Below are 17,678 nucleotides of genomic sequence, written 5' to 3' on the forward strand. Positions count from 1 at the left end.
CAATCTTCAGCGCCTTGATGCTGGCAGCATTCAACTTAACCATACTTCCAGATGTGCCCACTGCTAGCGCTGCAATTCTTTGGCGAACAGCTTTCGACAACAGGTATTTCTCTAAGAACTTGCCCACAAGGTTCTGATTAAGCTTCAACCTCACCATAAGATCCGAGTATATCGCATCGTGACCAACTTTACGGAAGATGCCACATAAACCAACCAGCTCCTGTGTATTCGACCTGCTGATCAGGAAGTCGCCATCCTCCAGCTTCGCACCACTACCGAGTGCACTCCTCGGCGCGTTTTTTAGTTGCACTGGCCTGAAGCCGGATTTTGTGAGACAGCCCAATCCCAAAACATAGAGGTCTTGCCAGGTATCGACCTCCTTTGGGCTGAAGCCATTTTTTGGCGAAGTACTAAGACCCTGCTCAAGAGGCTTATATGCCCACTCCTTCGGAATCCACCCAATCGGGGTTTGCTGATACAGTTCCGGGGCCTGATCGTGGCGAGGGCGCAGCTTGCCGTCGGCGCCAACGCCACGGGTAAAGAGGTCGTGCATCAGCCCCGCCTTGATCTGCTGGTATTTTTCAATCAGCGCTTCGGTGCTTTCGATGGCCCGGTCGACGGTTTGAAGAATGCGCGCGATCTTCCCTTGGAGCTGGTAATCGGGAGGCACTCTGAAAGTTAGCTTCCCCAAAGACGACTTGTTTAGGGTCGAGCCCTTTACTGCCGTATCTGTTATGGCGTTTTTGGCGACCGGCGGAAGCACAAAATAAAGCAGTTCCGGATGAACTCTCTTATCCTTCGGGACAATTGCCGCAATTGCTTCATTTGTATACAGGTCCATCCCAGCCAAAGCGGCACGACCGATGCTCAGCTTGAAACTCATCAGCAACGTGCCGGCGCTTATCGGCTTCACATTGGAGTGCGCCACACCCCGTTCAGTGATTCTTTCCTTGGTCTCTGTGATGACCCGTCCTTTTAAGTCAGCGATTGAAACCCAGGGAAAGCCGGAATCAAAGTCCGTCGCCCAGTAAGCATCAACATCTCTGGATGGCGTACCGCCAATCTGAATCGATGCCACGTCGCCGAGCACAACGTCTTCCCAGTTACGCATAACCCAGCTCCGCCAAGAACGCCTGCAACTGCCGTGAGGCCGCATCGCGCTCCGCCTCGATCGCCTTGGCGGTGACGGCATACTTGCCCCACAGGTTCTCGACGGCCTTGATGCAGGCGCGCTGGTCGGCGCGCAGGTAGGCGCGGTAGGTCTCCATGAGCGTCTGGCGCAGGCGGGCGATGATCACGGTGCGCGCCTCGTCCACGGAGATCTTTTCGCGAGCGCTCTGCACCAGCTCGTCGCGCCTGCCCTCGATGCCCTTGATGGTGGCCTTAAGGGTTTTCGCCTCGTCCTCCAGCGCCTTGTGGCGCTCCAGGGTGGCGGCAATGTTCATTGCGCGCTCATAGGCCTGCCGACCCTGCTCCATCGCATCGTTCAGCGGGGCGGCGTAGTCGCTGTTGTGGCCCGCTTCGTTGGCTAGGTCGAGGATGCGCCGGCCGTTGGCGAATTCCGGTTCCCTGGCGGTGAAGCCCTCGCTGCAGTAGTAGCCCTTCTTTGCTTCCTTCGGCAACAGATCGGCCACCTTCATTTCGGTGAAGAGGTCCGCAGCAAGGTTCTTGACCTCTTTGAGCCGGGCCTTCCACTCCGCCGTTCTCTCCCTCAACTCCTCTTTCTTACTCCTCACCTCGTCGCCGGGCAGCACGCCGGTGTCGTCGCCGTCCTCGAAATCCTCCTCGTCGGCGGCAGCAAAGAGAGTCTGCAGGTCGGTCAGGCGGCGCTGCGCCGTTTCCAGCTCCTGCAGCACCCCTGGAAACTGGCTTTGCAGGATCTCCTCATCGGGGATCAGCTCCGGTCCCCAGCCGCTGGCGGCGATGGACTTGAAATCGGCCTTGAGCCGGTCCACGTAGTTGGCGAAGGCGCCGCGCACCTGGAAAGGGGTGAGCAGGTACTGTTGGCCGAGCGCCTGTTCGATGCCGGCCAGCAGGTTGCTGCGCATCGCGTAGACGTTGCGCGGGCGGTCCGCCTGATTCTTCGCGTCGGGGGCCAGCGCCTCGACGATGGGCAGGTTGGCCTGCCACCATGCCTCCAGGGTCTGCATGAACGCTTTATGGCGGGCGGTGACGCCGGGGTGTTCGGCGACAAACTTGGCGATGTCGCGCTTGTGGGCGAGCGCAGGGGCGAAGTCTAAGTAGGTGGCGTCGCGTGCAACGAAGAGATCGTCTTTCAGCCCGGCGTAGTTCTCCCAGAAGTGGGCCAGGCTCTCCACCTCCACCCTGGGCACGCCGCCGTGGAGGTGGGCGCGCACGTCGTGGGGCTCCGGCGGCGGGGCGTTGTCCACGTAGCGGCGGATGTTGCAGTTGTACTCCTCGGCGGCGATCTCGGCGACGGGCACCGGGCGGGCATAGCCGGGCAGCTCCCCGCCCTGGCGGTAGGCGTGGATGATCTTGTCGATGTCCTCCGGGCGCAGGTGGTTCTGGGCCTTGCCTTCGCGGTATTCGCGGTCGGCGTTGATGAACAGCACCTGCCTGCGCTCGGCGGCGCCCGCCTTGTTCAGCACCAGGATGGCGGCGGGGATGCCGGTGCCGTAGAAAAGGTTGGCGGGCAGGCCGATCACCGCCTCCAGGTAGCCGTGCTCGATGAAGTATTTGCGCGCCTCACGCTCCTCGCCGCCGCGGAACAGCACGCCGTGGGGCATCACTGTGGCCAGGCGGCCGTCGTGCTTGAGCACGGCGAGCATGTGCTGGACGAACATCAGGTCAGCCTTCTTGCCCTTCTCCGGCATCATCACCGGGAAGCGGCCGGGGAATTTCAGCTCCTTCTTGATGTAGTTCTGGCTGAAGGGGGGATTGGCCACCACCCGGTCGAAGCGCTTCAGCTCGTTGCCCTCGTCCAGGTGCGCCGGTTCGCGAATGGTGTCTTCCTGGCGGATGTCGGCATGGGAGATGCCGTGCAGCAGCATGTTCATCTTGCAGATGGACCAGGTGGTGCCCATCTTCTCCTGGCCGTAGAGGGCCAGCTCGTTGGCATCGCCGCCCTTCTCGCGCAGGTAGTCGCGCATCTGGATGAGCATGCCGCCGGAGCCGACGGTGGGGTCGTAGACGCTCATGCCCTCTTCCGGGTCGCAGATCTCGACGCAGAGACGCACCACTTCGGCGGGGGTGTAGAACTCCCCGGCCTTCTTGCCGGCGGAGTCGGCGAAATATTTGATCAGCCACTCGTAGGCGGCGCCGAGCAGGTCGGGGAACTCGAAGTCGTCGTCGTGCAGGGGGATCTTCTCGAAGTTCTGCACGAAGTCGGCCAGGGTGTCGTCGTCGAGGGTGCGCTGGCCGACCTTTTTGTTGAAGTTGATCCCCTTGAGTACGTCCTGCAGCGCGTCGGGGTTGGCGTCCTCGATGGCCTCCAGCGCCTTGTTCAGGGCGGTGCCGACATTTTCCTTGACGTGCTTGAGGGCGGGGCGCTGGACGATCTCGGTCTGGATGTTCCCCGTCTTATCCTTGACCACTTCGCCCTTTTCGTTCTTTACCGGCACCTCCTCTTCCCAGCCGGTATTCCAGCGGGCGCGGGACGGCACGAAGAAGTACTTGCCGGAGTAGTGGTCCGGGTCGTTGAGCTCGGTTTCGATGTCGGCATCCGACATGCCCTTGGCCTTAAACTGCTTGCGCAGCTCCGCCCGGCGCTGGTCGAACAGGTCGCTGGCCCGCTTGAGGAACAGCATGCCGAAGATGTATTCCTTGTATTCGCTGGCATCCATGCTGCCGCGCAGGTCGTCGCAGGCGGTCAGGAGCAGGTTTTCCAGCCGGGAGAGGGTTAACTTCAGTTTCATTCGCAGTTCAATCTTCTTGTTTCGTTTAGTGAGTTTGTATTAGGAATACAAGGCGCCTCAATCCGCTTACCGGGTACTTCAGTCCCTGGAGGGGCTACCCGCTATCAGTTTCTTCAGCAGGCGCTGCAGATCGGAGCGCTCCCGGAGGCCGCGCTCGGCAAAGATCGGCTCCTCCACCATTTGGAAATCGTCGTTAAGGATCTGATACATCGCCATGCTCGACCCTCTTTCGAATACTGCTCCCATGCCAAGGGCGCTCCCTAACCTGGGCAGTATACCTTAGATAAGGCTGACGGCTTACCGATTGAAATAACTGAATTTTGCGACTGTGGGTGGTGGATGCTATCAAGTCCCTGCCGGGACCCGAGGAGCGCGTCGGGCGCGGGGCATTCTCCATGCACACTTGTCCCGGCGTACCCCAAATTTCCATCTGGCTTATCAGATGGCGGAGCGCGTGAGATCCCGCTCGACCCAGGCGACGAAATCATCGAACGGCAGCGGCCGGGAATAATAGTATCCCTGCCCCACCTGGACACCACTCTCCCTGAGCTCCAGCAGCGCTGCCTCCGTCTCGATGCCTTCGGCCACGGATTTATAGCCCAGGGCTTCGCAGATCATCACCGCGGCACGCACCACTGCCAGGCTACCGTCATGACTGCCCAGATCGCGCACAAAGGCCTGGTCGATCTTAATGGTGTCCAACGGCAGGCGATGCAGGTAGGCCAGCGAGGAGTGGCCGGTACCGAAGTCATCCACCGCGATCTTCACCCCCAGTTCCCTAACCCGTTCCAGTAGTAGGATGGCCTCTTCAATGTTGCCCATAAAGGCGGACTCGGTCACCTCCAGCTCAATCATCTCCGGACGTACGGACGGCATTGCCAGCTGCCCCCTGAGATAGCGTTCGAAGCCCTTTGACTGCAGATTGCGTGGCGATACATTGACGGCCACGATCAGGTCCAATCCGCACTCACGCAACCTCACCTGATCGGACAGTGCCTGGCCGATAACCCACTCGGTCAGCGGATGTATCAGGCTGGTCTCTTCCGCGGCGGGAAGAAACAGCCCTGGCGGAATCAGGCCGCGCTGCGGATGCCGCCAGCGTACCAGCGCCTCGGCGCCGATTACCCGCCCGCTGGCCAGCTCAACCTTGGGCTGGTAGTGGAGTTGCAGTTGCCCCTCGCGGATGGCCTCACGCAACTGCCCCAGCAGACCCAGCACCTCTCGCTCCGCATCGGCCGCCCCGGGGATGAACAGCGACAGCTCCCGCCCTTCCTTCAAACCCGTTTCCAGGGCCGCCGAGGCGTGTTGCAGGAGTCCCATCGGCGACTGTTCGATGACACCGCCGCGCACAATCCCCATCTGCACCTCCAGGTGCATCGCCAATCCGCTGACGGTCACCGGGGTGCGCAGCGAGCCGGCAATCCTTTCCGGCAATTCCGCATCGTCCTGCAACAGATTGTCGGGGAGTATGGCGGCGATCTGGTCCGACCAGAACAGGTAGGCACTACAACCCTCCGGCAACTGCACCTTGATCCGGTGATAGGCGGCCTTGATCACCTCGTCCATAGTCTGGTAGCCGAAGTTGCGGCCGATCATCTCGATATTTCTGAGCTGAATCAGGATCAGGGCGGGCGAACCCATGTCCGTGCCGGCAAAGGTGAGCAGGCCCTGTTCCAGCTGCAGACGGTTTGGCAGGCCGGTGAGCGGCTCGTGGAAGGCCAGCCACCTGGCCATATGGAGCTGTTTTTTCAGGTAGCCCACCCCCAGGCCGAGGGCCACGCCGATCAGGCTGAACAGCAGGGCGCGGTAGATCCAGTTAAGCGGTGACTGCATCTGCCCCGCGTCAACATCGATCGGCATGAAGGGGCCGAGAGCGACGCCACCCACCAGGGCCAGCGCCAACCCGCCCCGCCAGCCAAACAACAGCGCGGCCAGTACGATAGGAAGGTACATGGAGTGGGAGTAGACATACTGGATCCCTCCAGTCAGATAGACCAACGCGGTGACTCCGCCCACCAGCAGGGCCAACACCAGCGCGGCCAGCAGGTGACGCAACGGGGTCGGACGCCAGAACGCCCAATGAGTGGTTAGCCAGACGAGGCTTTGTTCGGCCCGGTTATCCGGTTGCTCGGGGATGGGCGCGGCTTCGTCCATCTCGTTTCTCCTCCTTGTCGCGTTTCACTCGAGAAGCGGACAAGGCGCCGCGTCGAGGAATTCCCTCGTTACGGCAAGGCCGAATCCCCTGCCGGTAACTCAAATGGCTGGCATCCTGACCATCCCAGGTCGTGTGGCTTCAGAATGCCTGGAGGAGGATGTTTCCCATTGCGGGAATATAAATACATCCTAGCAGACTTGCTGAGAATTCAAATACCAATGGGGAGTTTCCTCCACCGAACAGCGCCGGCGGCGGGCGCTGGGCGGATCAACCCGCCGCACGCTGCCGGTTGAGCTCTTCGATGCCCTGACTGCGCAGGTACTCGTCGTAGCTGCCCCGGAAATCGACCACGCCTGTCGGGGTGATTTCGATAATACGGGTGGCCAGGGAGGAGATGAATTCACGATCGTGGCTGACGAAGAACAGGGTACCGGGATAGTTCTCCAGTGCCAGGTTGAGGGATTCGATGGACTCCATGTCCAGGTGATTGGTCGGTTCATCCATGAGCAGGATATTGGGCCGCTGCAGCATCAGCTTGCCAAACAGCATGCGCCCCTGCTCGCCACCGGAGATCACCTTCACCGACTTCTTGATCTCGTGCTGGGAGAACAGCATGCGTCCCAGGGTGCCGCGGATCACCTGCTCGTCATCGCCGTTCTGGCCCCACTGCGCCATCCAGGCGAACAGGTCCAGATCCTCGGCAAAGTCGGCGGTGTGGTCCTGGGCGAAATAGCCGATGTTGGCGTTTTCCGACCAGCGCACGGCACCGCAGTCGGCTTGCAGATCCCCCACCAGGGTACGCAGCAGGGTGGTCTTGCCGATGCCGCTGGCGCCGATAATGGCCACCCGCTCGCCCACCTCGATCTGCAGGTCGAGTTTGTCAAACAGGGGGTCGCCGCCATAGCCCTTGCCCAGCCCCTCGACCTCCAGCGCCAGACGATAGAGCTTCTTGGTCTGGTCGAAGCGGATATAGGGACTGACCCGGCTGGACGGTTTCACCTCATCCAGTTTGATCTTGTCGATCTGGCGTGCCCGGGAAGTGGCCTGCTTGGCCTTGGAGGCGTTGGCGCTGAAGCGGCTGACAAAGGTCTGCAGTTCGGAGATCTGCGCCTTCTTCTTGGCGTTGTCGGCCAGCAGCCGTTCGCGCACCTGGGTGGAGGCGGTCATGTAGTCATCATAACTGCCGGGGTAGATACGCAGCTCGCCATAATCGAGATCGGCCATGTGGGTACAGACACTGTTCAGAAAGTGCCGATCATGGGAGATGATCACCATGGTGCTGTTGCGCTGGTTCAGTACCCCCTCCAGCCAGCGGATGGTGTTGATATCCAGGTTGTTGGTCGGCTCGTCCAGCAGCATGATATCGGGATCGGCGAACAGCGCCTGGGCCAGCAGCACGCGCAGCTTCCAGCCCGGTGCCACTTCGCGCATCAGGCCGAAGTGCTGGGACTCGGGGATCTCCAGCCCCAGCAGCAATTCACCGGCGCGCGCCTCGGCGCTGTAGCCGTCGAGCTCGGCGAACTCCACCTCCAGCTCGGCCACCTTCATGCCGTCGGCCTCGCTCATCTCCGGCAGCGAATAGATCCGGTCCCGCTCCTGCTTCACCGCCCACAGCTCGGCATAGCCCATGATCACCGTGTCGATCACCGAGTAATCCTCGAAGGCGAACTGATCCTGGCGCAGCTTGCCCACCCGCTCGTTCACATCCACCTTGACGTGGCCGGCCGAGGGCTCCAGCTCGCCGCCGAGGATCTTCATCAGGGTCGACTTGCCGCAGCCATTGGCGCCGATCAGGCCGTAGCGGTTGCCGTTGCCGAACTTTACCGAGATGTTCTCAAACAGCGGCTTGGCGCCGAATTGCATGGTGATATTAGCAGTGGTAATCACATCAAATTCCGATCAAATAGAGGGGCTCGGCGGCCAGCGGCCGACGAAACCGGGAACAAAAGAGGGAGGCGTATCCGAAAACAGTTGCCTACAGGCAGCGCGCCGGACAGCGGTCCGGGCGCAAATGGTGGGCTATAGTAGAGAAAAGCCCCGGCGTATTCAAGTCCGGGTAGCGGCAGACCGAACACGGCGGAGCCACATCAGGCGCGACGAGATCAGGGCAGGCTTTTACTTCAGAAAAAGCGGCGGACCGTAGGCCTCACCAATCCGCTCCTCGCCACCGTTAGAAAGAGGGGGGCGTGCAGGCGCTGATAATAATGCAATCCTCACTGCCGATATTGCGAAAACGGTGTTTCAGGCGGCTGTCGAACAGGTAGGAATCACCCGCCTGCAGAATCTGAACCCGACTGTCCACCGTCACCTCGATCTCACCGGATACGACAATCCCCCCCTCTTCCGCCTCATGAGTGATCATGTCCTTGCCGGTATCGGCACCGGGCGGGTAACACTCGTAGAGAATCTGCAGTGAATGCCGTGAGGCATCCCCGACCTGCTTCAGGGAGACCTGATCGATATTGCCTGTGACGCCGATGGTGCTGAGGACGGCCGGACTCAGTTCCTTCAGTTCCCCCTTGGTGAAGAAGTACTGCTCCTCTTCCTGTTCTTCAACACTGAAAAATTCCGATAGGGACATCGGGATCCCTTCAAGCACCTTTTTCAGGGATGCAACCGATGGGCTGGTGCGGTTCATTTCAATCATCGATATGGAACCGTTGGTGACGCCACTTCGACTGGCCAACTGGCGTTGTGACAGACCACGGGATTTTCGGATCTCTTTAAGTCGCTTACCTATGTCAATACTCATCTCTTGCTCATCTGACCTACTGACTAACTGTTTAGAATAGTTAACTATACTGCGATCAGAATATCAACCAAATAGTGTCTTATGTTAAACATTCCTTAAATAATGATCTGTTTACAGGAATTTCGTACCGGTATACTAATCACTTGATTTATATTTTGAACGGTTGTAGTGTAATTATCTACACGAGTTGATCATAATAATAAACATACGGATCGTGGGGGCGGTATTCGCCTCTCCACTTTACAGGCCACGGATCTCACCCCGGTGCGATCGTTAAAACTGAGCCGGCAAATGGAATACAAGACGGCAGAGAATCTGCCCGGTGGCACCCCTTTAACCAACTGACCGAAATAGTAATGTCATGAATCAGAATTCATCTTTCGTCGAATTTCGTAATGTCCAGAAAAGCTATGACGGCAAAACCCTGGTGGTGAAGGACTTCAATCTCTCCATTACCCGGGGGGAATTTGTCACCATGCTGGGACCGTCAGGTTCGGGCAAGACCACCTGCCTGATGATGCTGGCCGGCTTTGAGACGGCAACCTACGGCGACATTCTGCTGGATGGACAGCCCATCAATAAGGTCCCGCCACAGAAGCGCGGCATTGGCATGGTGTTTCAATACTACGCCCTCTTCCCCCACATGACGGTGGCGGAGAACCTGGCCTTCCCATTGGAAGTGCGCAAGCTGGGCAAGAGCGCCATCAAGCAGAAAATAGGCAATGCCCTGGAGATGGTGGAGCTTGGGGCACTGGCGAACCGACGCCCCGCCCAGCTTTCAGGGGGGCAAAAACAGCGTGTTGCGCTGGCCCGGGCTTTGGTGTTCGAGCCAAAGCTGGTACTCATGGATGAACCGCTGGGCGCCCTCGACAAGAATCTGCGTGAGCAGATGCAATACGAGATCAAACGCATCCACGAAAGCCTGGGCGTCACCATGGTGTATGTAACCCACGACCAGTCCGAGGCGTTGACCATGTCCGATCGGATCGCCGTATTCAATGATGGCATCGTGCAGCAGTTGGCCTCGCCCGCCACACTCTATGAAGAACCGGAAAATGCCTTTGTCGCCAGCTTTATCGGTGAAAACAACCGTTTCTCCGGCACCGTGAAATCCCTGGACAATGACCGTTGCATCGTGACCCTGGATGACGGTGACTGCAGCATCCGGGCACTGCCCATCAATATCACCGGTCACGGCTCGCGCGCCATTCTCTCCCTGCGACCGGAGCGGGTGGTCATTGATCCGGAAGAGGGTTCGTTACCCAATATTTTTAAGGTTCGCGCAGAAGGGGTCACCTATCTCGGTGACCATATTCGCTGCAGCGTCAACTTTGGTCAGCGCCATCAATTCATTATCAAGATTCCGAATTCGGAACAGCATCCGGTTCTCAAACCTGGCAGTGATTTTCGGATCGGATGGGCTGGACGCGATTGCCGTGCATTTAATGCATGAATCATAAACGGCATAACCCTGCCTGGTCGGCAGACAATATCAATAAGCGAGGATGAGAAATGCGAAAATTGATCCGTTTCACTTCAGTGATGGCCCTCGGCCTCAGTTGCACGATATCGATTGCTGCAGCGGCTGAACGTATCACGGTCGTCTCCTTCGGGGGCGCCTACACCAATGCCCAGAAGAAGGGCTCCCATGAACCATTCATGGAGAAGACCGGGGTGCAGATTCTGTCCGAGGACTACAATGGCGGGTTGGGCAAACTGCGTGCCCAGGTGGAGTCCGGAAGCGTCACCTGGGATGTGGTTGACCTCGAAACTTCCGATGTCATACGCGCCTGTGATGAAGGACTGATCGATACCGTGGATGTCAATGATCTGGAGCCCGGCACCGACGGCTCCGCCGCGGCCGATGACTTCATGCCAACGGCGATAAAAAAATGCGGCATCGGGGCGATCGTCTGGTCAACTGTTTTTGCTTATGACAAAACCAAATTAGCTACGGCGCCCCACTCCATAGCCGACTTTTTCGATACTAACAAATATCCAGGCAAGCGCGGGATGAAACGCTCCCCCAAGGTTAATCTGGAGATGGCACTGATGGCGGACGGGGTAGCGGCTGCCGATGTCTATAAAGTGTTGTCTACTGCGGAAGGACAGACTCGCGCATTCAACAAACTCGCCCAGATCAAGGATCAGCTGGTTTGGTGGAAATCAGGGGCCCAGGCGCCGCAGCTCCTGGCCGATGGCGAGGTGGTCATGACCACTGCCTATAATGGTCGTATTTACAATGCCGTTGAAAATGAAAGTAAATCGTTTGTGATCGTCTGGGACGGCCAGGTCATGGATATCGATTACTGGGCCATCCCTACCGGTGCGCCGAACAAGGCGAGAGCCCAAGAGTTTTTGGTATTTGCCACCGCGCCGGAACAGTTGGCCAGACAGTCCATGTACATCTCCTATGGACCGCCCCGCAAAACCGCCGCGGCCATGGTGGATGAGTCAATGAAAAAACATATCCCAACGGCCCCCGTCAACCTGACCAATGCCCTGGCAGCCGATGCCGAATTCTGGGCCGACTACGAAGACGAGCTGAATGAGCGGTTTACCGCCTGGCTTGCCAACTAAACAGCAACATCCTTGGCACCGGCGGTACCCCCGGGTACCGCCGGACTTGACCACAACCCTGCAGGAGATGAGCCGTGAACGAGATGGTGGCCCGGACCGATACCCTAAATCCGCTCACCGCCGATGCCCGGGAATTCGAGGGGAAGGCCTTGCGGGCGCAGCTGGCACGCTCAACCCGACTGGAAAAGGCCAAGGCGCTGCTCCTGGTTCTCCCCCTGCTGCTGTTTATCGGCATTATGTTTATTTTTCCGCTCGCCGATATGATGTTGCGCAGTACGGACAATGGTCCGGTGGCGGAACTTATGCCGGATACGGCGACCCGGCTGCTGGATTGGGATCAGTCCACCCTCCCGGACGAGGCCATCTATGCCGCCCTGGCAAGGGATATCCAGACGGCCCAAAAAGAGCGTACCCTGGGAAAAATTGCCACACGCCTTAATTTCGAACTCAGCGGCATCCGTAGCCTGCTGACCAAATCCGCCCGCAAGCTGGCCCAAATGGAGTCCAGCGACGAATCCTGGAAACAGCGACTGGTTCAAATCGATCAGCGGTGGGGCGAACTGGCGACCTGGAGTGCCATCAAGCGGGTACTGCCGAGCGTCACTGCGACCTTTTACCTCAGTTCACTGGATCTTGCCTATGATGCCAAGGGCGAAGTAGTCCGCAAACCGCCGGAACGCGCCATCTATGTGGATAATTTCATCAAGACATTCGCCATCAGCCTTGGCGTAACCCTGAGTTGCTTTATCCTCGGTTTTCCCGTGGCCTACCTGCTCTCTGTCTTGCCCACGGCAAAGGCCAATCTGCTGATGATTTGCGTCCTGTTGCCGTTCTGGACCTCGCTTCTGGTGCGCACCACCAGTTGGATCGCGCTATTGCAGACCCACGGCATCGTCAACGACCTCCTGGTCTGGCTGGGCATATTGAACGAGGGGAACCGACTCGACATGATGTACAACATGTTCGGCACCGTCGTCGCCATGACCCACATCCTGTTGCCCTTCATGATACTGCCGCTGTTCAGCGTCATGAAGTCCATCGACCCCAGTTTCATGCGTGCCGCCACCTCGCTGGGCGCCTCGCCATTCACCGCCTTCATCCGGGTCTACCTGCCGCAAACCAAACCGGGTATTGCCGCGGGATCACTGTTGGTTTTTATTCTGGCGATAGGTTACTACATCACCCCGGCCCTGGTCGGCGGCCGAACCGGTCAGATGATCAGCAACTTCATTGCCTACCATATGCAGCAGAGCCTGAACTGGGGCCTGGCAGCCGCCCTGGCGGTTATCTTACTGATCATCGTCCTGATCCTGTACTGGCTTTTTAACCGCATCATCGGCATCGACAAACTCAAACTGGGTTAAAGGGATCAACACCATGGCACTGCCTATCTATGCAACCCCATTTCAGCGGGCCTGGCACTATACCTTTTGGTTCATTTGCGGTCTGGTACTGCTGTTTTTAATGGCCCCCATTCTGGTCATCGTGCCACTGTCGTTCAATGCAGAGCCCTATTTCAGTTTTACACAGGGGATGTTGTCGCTCGATTCCGAGGCCTACTCGCTGAGGTGGTATGAGGATTTCTTTTCCAACAAAATGTGGCTCCTGGCGGTCAAGAACAGCATCTACATCGGCGTGGCGTCCACCTGTCTGGCCACCGTCCTGGGTACCCTCGCCGCCCTGGGCCTGTCCCGCCAGCACATGCCCTACCGTGGCACAATTATGGGCCTCCTCATCTCCCCGATGATTGTCCCGTTGATCATCACGGCGGCCGGGATCTACTTTTTCTATGCCCGATTGGGATTGGCCGGCAATCTCTGGGGACTGATACTTGCCCATACGGTACTGGGTACCCCTTTCGTGGTCATCACGGTCACCGCCACCCTGTCGGGATTCGACATCAGCCTGATCCGCGCCGGGCTGAGCCTCGGCGCCTCTCACAGCCGCATCTTCTTCAAGGTCATCATGCCGCTCATCCTGCCCGGAGTGATTTCCGGCGCGCTGTTCGCCTTCGGTACCTCCTTCGATGAGGTGGTGGTGGTGCTGTTTCTCTCCGGCGCGGAGCAGACCACCATACCGCGACAGATGTGGTCAGGCATTCGGGAACAGATCAGTCCGACGATTCTGGCGGTCGCCACCCTGCTGGTTGGTCTCTCCATACTTATGTTGACCACCATCGAACTGTTGCGTCGGCGTAGCGAACGGCTGCGCGGCCAATCACCCGGATAATTTTTTACGCCACCGACGACCAGGCAGCCCCGTTCGGATTCGGCAACGCCGATCGCTCCGGGTCACTCTCCGTGGTCGTCCAACGGTGCAACTAACTACAGGAGTACAAGATGCTGCAAGATCCAACCCTGCTGAAGAGCGCGGCCTATATTGGTGGTAGCTGGTGTCCCGCCGATAGCGGCAAGGTGTTTACGGTCACCAATCCCGCCACCGGTGAGACCGTTGGCAGCGTACCGGACATGTCGGCGGTGGAGACCCGGCGAGCCATTGCGGCGGCGGAAGCGGCCTGGCCTGCCTGGCGCCAACAGACCGCCAAGCAACGGGCAATCATCCTCCGCAACTGGTTCGATCTGATCATGTCGAATCAGGATGACCTGGCCCGCCTGATGACCGCCGAACAGGGCAAACCGCTAGCGGAGGCGAAGGGTGAAGTAGCCTATGGCGCCTCCTTTATCGAGTGGTTTGGCGAGGAGGCCAAACGCGTCTACGGTGACGTCATCCCCTCCCCCTTCAGCGATCGCCGCATTGTCGTGATCAAGCAGCCGATTGGGGTCGTGGCAGCAATCACCCCCTGGAACTTCCCGATCGCCATGATCACCCGCAAATGCGCCCCGGCCCTGGCCGCCGGCTGTCCGGTGGTGGTCAAGCCAGCCGCGCTTACCCCGCTATGTGCCCTGGCGTTGGCCGAGCTGGCCGAACGCGCGGGGATTCCCAAAGGGGTCTTTAATATAGTCACCGCGGAATCCGGCGCCCCCATTGGCGAGGAGATGACCGCCAATCCAATCGTCCGCAAGCTCTCCTTCACCGGCTCCACCGCGGTCGGGAAGCTGCTGACCCGGGCCTGCGCCGACACCATGAAGAAGGTCTCGATGGAGTTGGGGGGCAATGCACCCTTTATCGTCTTCAATGATGCCGATCTCGATGCCGCCGTCGCCGGCGCGATGGCCTCCAAGTACCGCAATGCCGGGCAGACCTGTGTCTGCGTCAACCGTTTTCTGGTCCAGGATGAGGTACACGAGGCCTTCACCGAAAAACTCGCCGCCGCGGTGGCCAAGCTGCGGGTGGGTAACGGCATGGAGGACGGGGTTACCCAGGGTCCGCTGATCAATGACGCCGCGGTCAAGAAGGTCGATGAGCACATTCAGGATGCCCTCAGTAAGGGCGCCCGCGTGATCTGTGGCGGCAAGCGACATTCCCAGGGCGGGACCTTCTTCGAGCCCACCGTCATTACCGATGTCACCCCCGACATGGCCGTGGCGCGGGAAGAGACCTTCGGCCCCCTGGCCCCGATATTCCGTTTCCATACCGAGGCCGAAGCGATCCGCCTGGCAAACGACACCGAGGTCGGTCTGGCGGCCTATTTCTACAGCCGGGATATCGGCCGCATCTGGCGCGTCAGCGAGGCACTGGAATACGGCATGGTCGGCGTCAACGAAGGGATCATCTCCAATGAAGTGGCCCCCTTCGGCGGTGTGAAGGAGTCGGGTCTTGGGCGCGAAGGCTCCAAATACGGCATCGATGACTTTGTCGAGATCAAATACCTGTGTATGGGCGGACTCGATAAATAAGGGCCTGGAAGGAAATAAAGGTTACAGATTGCGCCGGCCACAGATTTTATTGAAGCGGCCGTTTGCCTTCAAGGCGCGGCAAGGCGCGCATAGTCGTTCTATGTAAGTCTTGCCGTAACGCCGAAGGCGGACGAAAAGACCAGCAAGATGTGACCTTTATTTCTTGACAGGTCCTAACGCTCGGCAAAAAACATTAACACCTTTCAGGGCACGATAAATGACAACCAATAGCAAACTGCAACAACGCAAAGAGAACGCAATTGCCCGCGGCCAGGGCAACCAATCCCCCATCTATGTCGAACGGGCAAAGAATGCCGAGATCTGGGATATCGAGGGAAGATCCTATATCGATTTTGCGGCGGGCATCGCCGTGGTCAACACCGGTCACTGTCACCCCAAGGTGACTGCCGCGGTGCACGCTCAGTTGGACAAGTTCAGCCACACCTGCGTCATGGTCAGCCCCTATGGCTCAGCGGTGGAATTGGCCGAACGGCTGAATGCACTGGTACCGATCGAACGGGCCAAGTCGATCTTCGTCACCACCGGGGCCGAGGCGGTAGAAAATGCCGTCAAGATCGCCCGGGCCTATACCGGGCGTCCCGGGGTCATCGCCTTCAGCGGGGGATTTCACGGCCGTACCAGTCTGTGCATGGGCCTGACGGGCAAGATCGCACCCTACAAGGCGGGGTTCGGCCCCTTCCCGGGCGAAATCTACCATGTGCCTTTCCCGATCGACTACCACGGGGTAACTGCCGCGGAGTCACTGCGGGCACTGGACACCCTGTTCAAGAGTGATATCGAACCGAGCCGGGTTGCCGCCATCATCATCGAGCCAGTTCAGGGCGAAGGGGGGTTCTATCCGGCACCGGCCGGCTTTCTCAAGCAACTGCGCCAGCTCTGCGACCAACACGGTATCCTGCTGATCTGTGATGAAATCCAGACCGGCTTCGCCCGCACCGGAAAAATGTTCGCCACCGAACATCACGGCATCGAACCCGACCTGATCGCCCTGGCCAAGGGCATGGCCGGGGGCTTCCCCATCGCCGCCGTGGTCGGCAAGGCCGAGATCATGGATGCCCCCAACCCGGGCGGATTGGGCGGGACTTATGGCGGTTCGCCCCTGGGATGCGCCGCCGCCCTGGCGGTGCTCGATGTCATTAAGGAGGAACAGCTTGTCGACCGCGCCCGGATCATCGGTGAGCGCATGGTCAGCCATCTGGCAGAGTTGCAAAATCGCTATGCCGAACAGATCGGCCAGGTCAGAAACAGCGGCGCCATGGTTGCTATCGAGTTGGTCCGGAACGGTGACCCGGAGCAACCGGACATGGAGTTGACCCGATCACTGGTCAACAAGGCTGCAGGGAAAGGCTTGATATTGCTCTCATGCGGGATACGCAGCAATGTCATCCGGGTGCTGGCACCCCTGACCATCCCGGATGAGTTGATCGACAAGGGCATGGAAATCCTCGCCGAGTGCCTCGCTGAAGGGACTTGAATGCCGACAAAACCAGTCTATTTGTGGCACACCCCAAGTAATCACAGGGCGGGGCGGATCCTGGCTGAAGAATCAGCGTAACTACCCACCCGGTCGGTAAGTGATTGGCCTGCCTTGTTGGCCGATCTTGATGGCGCCTCGAATCCGGCCCCTTTTTCAGATTCAAGCCTGACCTTGTTTGAGCGAAGCGAGTTTTGTCCAGGGATGGACTTATGCCGCGGAGGCCAGGGATGGCCGGGAGCGGCTTGGGCAGGCGCTGAAAATGGGGCCGGATTCGAGGAGACAAGCCATCGCGTGAGGCCGGCAAGGCAGACCAATCACCCGTGAGTAGTTATCGTGCTGGGGGGTCAGAGCCGGCCCGATAAGCATTGATGCGGCCGTGTTGCCGATGGCGAGCGGTACGGGTTGCAGGCATGAAAATCGACTCCTTTGGCAGGTGGTGGCCCTGGCGCTTTGCAGCCCACCACTGGATCGTTCCTTCGTGTAGTTAATTCATATAGGTGCGCTTAACCAAACGCCATTCATCCCTGACCTCTTCAATCCGGGTTTGAAAATTCACAAATTCATCAGAATACCGCCATTCCGGCTTCAAGCGATTGCGATACCACCGCTTTATCATTTCACCATGCAATCAACACCACCGGAGGGAAGATCATGACTGCATATCTATTTTAATGGTAATGGCCGATGAAAAAAGAACTCGCAGAATTTGACAACATTTCACCTCGACTGCAACAGTTGGGGGGCTATCTTGATCAATACATGCGCTTTCAACATGACGACCCCATGAAACATGCTGACGCATGGCGCACAGCACTGGATATCGATCTTCCCCAGCAGGGCATTGGCATAGAGCAGGTACTACAGGAAATGGGGGAAGTGATCATTCCCAACGGTTCACAAATTCCAAACCCTGGCAGTAGTGTGTTTATTACCACCGGCGCTACCAGCATGGGCGTACTGGCCAATCTATCCGCACTGGTCGCCGCGCCACAAAGACTCGGTCTGCACGCTTTTAATTATC

The 17,678-nt window shown here is 58.7% G+C and carries 13 protein-coding genes; 7 read left to right on the plus strand and 6 right to left on the minus strand.

The window, feature by feature from the left end; all coding sequences use genetic code 11:
• The 6 genes from NPX02_RS19800 to NPX02_RS19825 all read right to left on the minus strand — a co-directional run.
• Positions 1–1,111: restriction endonuclease subunit S (locus tag NPX02_RS19800; protein ID WP_260295761.1), on the minus strand; the 1,111-nt coding region annotated here is incomplete at its 3' end.
• The gene (locus tag NPX02_RS19805; protein ID WP_260295762.1) at positions 1,104–3,875 is read right to left on the minus strand and encodes a class I SAM-dependent DNA methyltransferase; all 2,772 of its coding nucleotides are present in this window, start codon (positions 3,873–3,875) and stop codon (positions 1,104–1,106) included. The genes NPX02_RS19800 and NPX02_RS19805, both read right to left, overlap by 8 nt.
• Before the next feature lie 78 nt (positions 3,876–3,953).
• The gene (locus tag NPX02_RS19810; protein ID WP_260295763.1) at positions 3,954–4,091 is read right to left on the minus strand and encodes a hypothetical protein; all 138 of its coding nucleotides are present in this window, start codon (positions 4,089–4,091) and stop codon (positions 3,954–3,956) included.
• A 222-nt stretch (positions 4,092–4,313) separates the two neighbouring features.
• Positions 4,314–6,029 (minus strand): putative bifunctional diguanylate cyclase/phosphodiesterase, encoded by a 1,716-nt coding sequence (locus tag NPX02_RS19815; RefSeq protein WP_260295764.1) that lies wholly within the window; start codon positions 6,027–6,029, stop codon positions 4,314–4,316.
• Positions 6,030–6,297: 268 nt separating this feature from the next.
• Positions 6,298–7,917, minus strand: a complete 1,620-nt coding sequence (locus NPX02_RS19820) for an ABC-F family ATPase (RefSeq protein WP_260295765.1) — start codon at positions 7,915–7,917, stop codon at positions 6,298–6,300.
• A 283-nt stretch (positions 7,918–8,200) separates the two neighbouring features.
• Positions 8,201–8,782 carry a cupin domain-containing protein gene (locus NPX02_RS19825; protein WP_260295766.1) on the minus strand — a complete coding sequence of 194 codons (582 nt, stop codon included), beginning with the start codon at positions 8,780–8,782 and terminating at the stop codon, positions 8,201–8,203.
• 361 nt (positions 8,783–9,143) lie between these two features.
• Between NPX02_RS19825 and NPX02_RS19830 the strand changes: the two genes are divergently transcribed.
• The 7 genes from NPX02_RS19830 to NPX02_RS19860 form a co-directional block, all read left to right on the plus strand.
• Positions 9,144–10,235, plus strand: coding sequence for an ABC transporter ATP-binding protein (locus tag NPX02_RS19830; RefSeq protein WP_260295767.1), 1,092 nt, complete (start codon positions 9,144–9,146; stop codon positions 10,233–10,235).
• Positions 10,236–10,294: 59 nt separating this feature from the next.
• Positions 10,295–11,362, plus strand: a complete 1,068-nt coding sequence (locus NPX02_RS19835) for an ABC transporter substrate-binding protein (protein ID WP_260295768.1) — start codon at positions 10,295–10,297, stop codon at positions 11,360–11,362.
• 83 nt (positions 11,363–11,445) lie between these two features.
• Positions 11,446–12,726, plus strand: coding sequence for an ABC transporter permease (locus tag NPX02_RS19840; RefSeq protein ID WP_260295772.1), 1,281 nt, complete (start codon positions 11,446–11,448; stop codon positions 12,724–12,726).
• Positions 12,727–12,739: 13 nt separating this feature from the next.
• A complete protein-coding gene (locus tag NPX02_RS19845) occupies positions 12,740–13,591 on the plus strand; it encodes an ABC transporter permease (protein WP_260295769.1) in 852 nt (283 codons plus the stop codon).
• A gap of 110 nt (positions 13,592–13,701) precedes the next feature.
• Positions 13,702–15,159, plus strand: coding sequence for an NAD-dependent succinate-semialdehyde dehydrogenase (locus tag NPX02_RS19850; protein WP_260295770.1), 1,458 nt, complete (start codon positions 13,702–13,704; stop codon positions 15,157–15,159).
• Positions 15,160–15,376: 217 nt separating this feature from the next.
• On the plus strand, positions 15,377–16,654 hold the full coding sequence (gene gabT / locus NPX02_RS19855) for a 4-aminobutyrate--2-oxoglutarate transaminase (protein WP_260295771.1): 1,278 nt from the start codon (positions 15,377–15,379) through the stop codon (positions 16,652–16,654).
• A 687-nt stretch (positions 16,655–17,341) separates the two neighbouring features.
• Positions 17,342–17,678, plus strand: a 337-nt coding sequence (locus NPX02_RS19860; protein ID WP_335342609.1) for a hypothetical protein, incomplete at its 3' end; no start/stop codon positions are given.

It is taken from the genome of Sedimenticola hydrogenitrophicus (genome assembly GCF_025175675.1).
Lineage (GTDB): Bacteria > Pseudomonadota > Gammaproteobacteria > Chromatiales > Chromatiaceae > Sedimenticola > Sedimenticola hydrogenitrophicus.